Source organism: Rhodococcus sp. T7 (assembly GCF_009872365.1).
Lineage (GTDB): Bacteria > Actinomycetota > Actinomycetes > Mycobacteriales > Mycobacteriaceae > Rhodococcus_F.
Genome location: NZ_WXYH01000389.1, coordinates 628,177 through 632,962, shown reverse-complemented (window position 1 = coordinate 632,962; position 4,786 = coordinate 628,177). Strand labels below are relative to the sequence as shown.

The 4,786-nt window shown below is 66.2% G+C and carries 6 protein-coding genes; 3 read left to right on the top strand and 3 right to left on the bottom strand.

The features are described 5' to 3' along the window. The first annotated feature begins 51 nt into the window (after positions 1–51). Positions 52–2,127, top strand: a complete 2,076-nt coding sequence (locus MLGJGCBP_RS46970; RefSeq protein ID WP_148222654.1) for a tyrosine-type recombinase/integrase — start codon at positions 52–54, stop codon at positions 2,125–2,127. A gap of 3 nt (positions 2,128–2,130) precedes the next feature. Here the strand turns inward: MLGJGCBP_RS46970 and MLGJGCBP_RS46965 are convergent, their stop codons facing one another. Beyond that, entirely contained in the window at positions 2,131–3,093 is a 963-nt protein-coding gene (locus MLGJGCBP_RS46965; protein ID WP_012686958.1) for a recombinase family protein, read from the bottom strand. 233 nt (positions 3,094–3,326) lie between these two features. On the opposite strand from MLGJGCBP_RS46965, the gene MLGJGCBP_RS46960 reads away from it, so the two are divergent. Beyond that, the gene (locus MLGJGCBP_RS46960) at positions 3,327–3,587 is read left to right on the top strand and encodes a ribbon-helix-helix domain-containing protein (RefSeq protein ID WP_007297099.1); all 261 of its coding nucleotides are present in this window, start codon (positions 3,327–3,329) and stop codon (positions 3,585–3,587) included. After that, entirely contained in the window at positions 3,584–3,820 is a 237-nt protein-coding gene (locus tag MLGJGCBP_RS46955) for a hypothetical protein (RefSeq protein ID WP_007297100.1), read from the top strand. Before MLGJGCBP_RS46960 ends, MLGJGCBP_RS46955 begins: the two co-directional genes overlap by 4 nt. Here the strand turns inward: MLGJGCBP_RS46955 and MLGJGCBP_RS46950 are convergent. After that, positions 3,774–4,067 (bottom strand): recombinase family protein, encoded by a 294-nt coding sequence (locus MLGJGCBP_RS46950; protein ID WP_007297101.1) that lies wholly within the window; start codon positions 4,065–4,067, stop codon positions 3,774–3,776. The genes MLGJGCBP_RS46955 and MLGJGCBP_RS46950 overlap by 47 nt on opposite strands. Positions 4,068–4,298: 231 nt before the next feature. Then, positions 4,299–4,706, bottom strand: a complete 408-nt coding sequence (locus tag MLGJGCBP_RS46945; protein ID WP_007297102.1) for a hypothetical protein — start codon at positions 4,704–4,706, stop codon at positions 4,299–4,301. Between the last annotated feature and the right edge of the window lie 80 nt (positions 4,707–4,786).

Sequence of the window (4,786 nt, the reverse complement as noted above, 5' to 3'; positions counted from 1 at the left end):
CTCCGACCAGCAGGTTCGTGACGAGTACGCGGCCGCGCTGCGGGATCGCCGATGACCGGGCCGGCAGCCGCTGGACCGGTACCGGTCCAGCGCCGCCACGTCGATGAAAGCGAATACCGGGTGTGGGTGGACGCGCACGTTCCCCACCTGCCGGCCCGGTGGGAGCGAATGGGTGCCTATCGGCGGTTCGTCGAGCGGTGGCCGAACCTCGAGGCGTGGTTCGAGCAGCCACTGCTGGTGCGCTTGGGATTTGTCGGCGAGGGCATGCGATCGAACGGGCGCACCGACTCGCATCGCGCCAGCGGATACCTGGTGTATCTGTCCATGGTGCAAGGGGTTGGCCTGGACTTCGACTTCCTTCTCGGCCGAAAGTACGCACGTCTGCTGGACCGGCGCAGCGGCAGCACCGGCCTCGGCGTCGATCTCCTATTGTTCGAGCAGTGGGTCGCGCGACTGACCGAACTGGGCCACGCCCCGGCCAAGGCACGGAACAGTCTGACGTGGTGCCTGGGCCGGGTCATGCTCCACCGCGGCGACCCCGACATGACCGCGATCACCGCCGCCGATCTGTTCGCATTCGGGTCGGCCATCCGCGACTTCGCCGCACGCGACGATTTCAATGTTCTGCGCCGGACCCTGTTCGCGAACGGCCAGTTTCACGATGATCCGGACGCCAACCGCGGGTTCCTCCGCAATCACCTCGCGAACCTGCACGCCACCCATGTGCTGCTGTACAACGTCGGCCAGGTCACGGCAGCACCACGCATCGGCACGCGAACGATCGAAAACTGGACCGACCGACTGCTCCCCGAACCGTGCCCGCCCAAGATCCGGGCGGTCATCGAGCGATACCTACAACTGCGGCTCGACGCCAAGCTCGATCGGCCGCAGACAGTTCACAACGCCCGGCAGGCTTTGCGCCGGTTCGTCAACTGGCTCGGCGAGAATCACCCGCAGGTCAGCAGTTTCGCGCAGGTCGATCGCGCGACCATCGAAGAGTACATGCGGTGGCTGCCGACCTGTCCGAGCCAACACACCGGTCTGCCGCTGGCGACGACCACGGTCAAGCACGAACTCAACGCGATCGCCGGGTTCTGCCGCGACACCGCGGTCTGGGGATGGGCGGAGGTGCCCGGACGACCGTTGCTGACCCCCCGTGACACACCGCGGCGTCCTGAGTCGATTCCCCGGTATCTTCCGCAACACGAACTCGATGCGATCATGACCGCGGTCGACGACCTGGCCGACCCGCTGCAAAGGGCCGCGCTGTTGTTGCTGCGGTGGTCCGGGGCCCGACGCGACGAAATCCGCCGACTGACCTGGGATTGCCTCGACACCTATCCGGGCGGGCATCCACGGCTGCGGATCCCGGTCGGCAAAGGCCGCACCGAACTGATCGTCCCGCTGCACCCGGACGCCGCCACGGCGCTCGAGCATGCCACCAGCCTGGCCCGGGCACAACGCTCGATCGCCCGGATCGACGAGGTCACCGGCCGCCGGGTCGATTACGTGTTCGTTCGGCGCGGCAAGCTACTCTCGGGCAAAACCCTCTTCGACGAGGCATTCCGCACCGTCTGCGCGGCAACGGGTCTGGTCGACGACCGAGGATCCCCGACCGTCAGTGCGCACAGGTTTCGGCACACCCTCGGCACCCAGCTCGCCGAGGGCGGTGCCCGCATCCAGACGATCATGGCAATACTCGGCCATCGCAGTGCCACAATGTCCATGATTTACAGCCGCATCTCCGATCCCGAGATCCGGCGCCAATACGAGACCGCCCTCGCCGACGGGCACCGGATCGCCGGCCCGGCCGCCGACGCCCTCCTGCACGACGCTCTCGACGACGACACCGTGGACTGGCTGAAGACGAACTTCCTCAAGACCGAACTCGAACTGGGTCACTGCCTGCGGCTGCCCGCCGAGGGCCCGTGCGAGTGCGACCTGATCCTCACCTGTCCGAAGTTCCTCACCACCACCGAGTACGCGCCGCGGATCAGGGCGCGCCTGGCGACCGAGCAGGTCCTGATCGATGACGCCCGCACTCGCGGCTGGGACCGGGAAGCCGAACGGCACGAAGCGACCTGCCGGCGGCTGCAGCACCTGCTCGACGACCGCGAAACCCGCTGAGGTTCAGAAATGCTTGGGGCACAACAAGTCCGACTCCACTACCCAGTCCTGTTGCGCGAGCCAGCCCCGCACCGCCGCCGGGATTTCGTCGGTGCCGGAATCGGTGCCGGTGACCAGCGGACCGTCCCCACACCGGGAGCAGCTGACCACCAGGACGTGGCCGTGGGGCTGACAGCGGGCGCAGTGCCGGGCCTCGCGCAGGTCGCCGAGATCGCCGAGGTGCAACCAGACGATGGCGAGATCGGCGCGGTGCGGGACGAGATCCCGGCGGGTGGCGGGCTCGTATCCGCAGGTCGGACAGGCCGACGGTCCGGTCGCCGGTGACGAAGACGCAGCAACAGGCGGCGGGGACGTCCTGTTCTCGGGTTGCGGGGTGTCCGGGGTGCGCGTCTCCGGCGGACGAGACGGGAGATGGCGGTAGAGGGTCGAGCGGGTCAGCCCGGTCTTGTCGGTGATCTCGGCGATGGTGGCGCCGCCGGCCCGGAGTTGGGTGGCGTAGGCGAGTTGGGCGTCGGTGACCACGCTGGGCCGACCGGTGCGTCGTCCCTTCTCGGTGGCCACGGTGCGGGCATGGGCGGCCCGCTCGAGCGCGTAGGTGCGTTCCATCTGCCCGAACAGCGCCAGCAGCACCACCGCCAACTGCCCCATTGGGTCGTCCGGGTTCGTCGAGTCGATTTTGATCGGATCGGCCAGGTTTCGGAATCCGATGCCGCGCTGGTGCAGGTCGTGGATCAGGTTGAGGGTGTCGCGGACGGTGCGGCCGAGCCGGTCGAGGGTGTGCACCACGATCGCATCGCCCTTGCGGGCGTAGCCCAGCAGCGCCTGCAATCCAGGACGTTCGGTGGTGGCCCCGGACTTCTTGTCCACGTAGATGCTCGCCTGGTCGACCCCGGCCTTGCGGATCGCGTCGATCTGCCGCGTCAGGTCCTGCTTGCTCGTCGACACCCGGGCGTACCCCAACTCCATGTGACGAGAGTGCCGAAAGTTAGGTCTGTGCGATGTTGTGACACGGAACGTAGAACCAATTTTCGAGCTGCTAGCTGGGCTTTTGTTTGTATCCGGGACGGGCTCGATGGACCGCAAGGACGGGCTCGATGGACCGCAAGAACGGGAGCGGCAGGTATCACTCGGATCGACCGCCCCTGGGGCCTGGTTGGCGATCGTGGCCTAGAATCTATTTTCGTATTACGATAATGGGCATGGCTGAGGAGACGATCAACGGAGCGCCCGTCACGGACGGGATGATCGAGAAGTGGGCAGACGAGGCCGAGGCCGGTTACGACGTCGAAAAGTTGCGCAAACGCGGCCGGCCGACCGTGGGGGACGGCCCCGGCGCGGTGGTGCCGGTACGGATGGACGAGGCATTGCTGAAGGCATTGAACGCCCGTGCCGAGCAGGAGCATGTTTCCCGCTCCGAGGCGATTCGAGAAGCGGTGCGTGCCTGGACCCAGGTCGCGTGAAGGCGCATAAATCCGCGCTCAAACACGGGATCAGCGAAAACGATGGCATCTACGCGGCAGTGCATCATGTATATACCGCTGGTCTGGACGACGACAACCCCGCGCGCGAGTTCCGGCTGGGTTTCGACCCGAACGGTCGGCTCCTGGAACTGGTTGTCCTGCGCTTCGACAGCGGGAACGAGCTGCTCATTCATGCCGTGAAGGCTCGCTCGCAGTACTTCGACCTCTTGTAGCGATCGCCGCGAGGCCGGTGCGAGAGCCTCCCCTGGAGGCGGACGGTGCGGCCGCCGGTCGAGGGTGTGCACCACGATCGCATCGCCCGTTCGAACGTAGCTGCAGTTCGGGACGTTCGGTGGTGGCCCCGGATTTCTTGTCCGCGTAGACGTTCGCCGGGGGGTTGATCCCGGCTTTGGTGAGCGCGTCGATCTGCCGCGCGAGTTCCTGTTTGGGCGTCGTTATCCGTGCGTACCCCAAATCCATCTCCAGGGGCGTACTGAAAGTCAGGTCTGCACGAAGGTTGTGACACGGGATTGTGGAATTAACTTGTGAGACGCCTCGACCTGGGTTTTTATTGGATCCGGATATGGTCCGGGCGGCGTCTCATTTCCAAGGTTCTCTCGGGGTCCGACGCGACTGCGGCCGGGAGCCGACCTCGTATGTGCATGCCAAGCGTCGTCGGGCGAGACTCTAGTGTGGGCCACAGGTGTGGGTCTAGTGGTTACGCCCGTCGGGGTGTGGCCGGTTGAGGCGGGTCATCAGCTCGCGGTTGGTGGCTCGTGTGGCGTCGAGTTCGTCGTCGCGTTCTGCGAGTTGACGGCGTTGTTCTGCGGTGTGTTGTTCGAGCTCGGTGATGCGGCGGTGGAGCCGGTCGATGTCGTCTGGGGGACCGAGGCCGGACTCTCGCCACGCCTGCTCGCCGAGTTGCTCGGACAGGCGTTGGCGGAGTTGGGTGTTTTCGTGAGACAGACGGGTGATGCGGTCGTGGGCGTTGGCCAGGTCGGCGATGAGTGACGGCCGGCTGGCACTCGGGCCGCCGGTCCTGGTGGTGGTTGGTTCGGCGGCTTTGACGAGCACCGCGGCGTGCAGGTCGCGGTGACGGTAGAGGAAGCTGCGGTTCACCCCGGCTTCTCTGAACTAAGGATTATGGTGCGTTTGTGAGGTTTTCGGACGTTGCGTGTTCGGCACGCCGAGGTTGACGG

Excerpts from the sequence above, each read along its gene's own strand:
- MLGJGCBP_RS46970 (WP_148222654.1), top strand. The coding sequence starts at position 52 with ATGACCGGGCCGGCAGCCGCTGGACCGGTACCGGTCCAGCGCCGCCAC.
- MLGJGCBP_RS46965 (WP_012686958.1), bottom strand. The coding sequence starts at position 3,093 with ATGGAGTTGGGGTACGCCCGGGTGTCGACGAGCAAGCAGGACCTGACG.
- MLGJGCBP_RS46960 (WP_007297099.1), top strand. The coding sequence starts at position 3,327 with ATGGCTGAGGAGACGATCAACGGAGCGCCCGTCACGGACGGGATGATC.
- MLGJGCBP_RS46950 (WP_007297101.1), bottom strand. The coding sequence starts at position 4,067 with ATGGATTTGGGGTACGCACGGATAACGACGCCCAAACAGGAACTCGCG.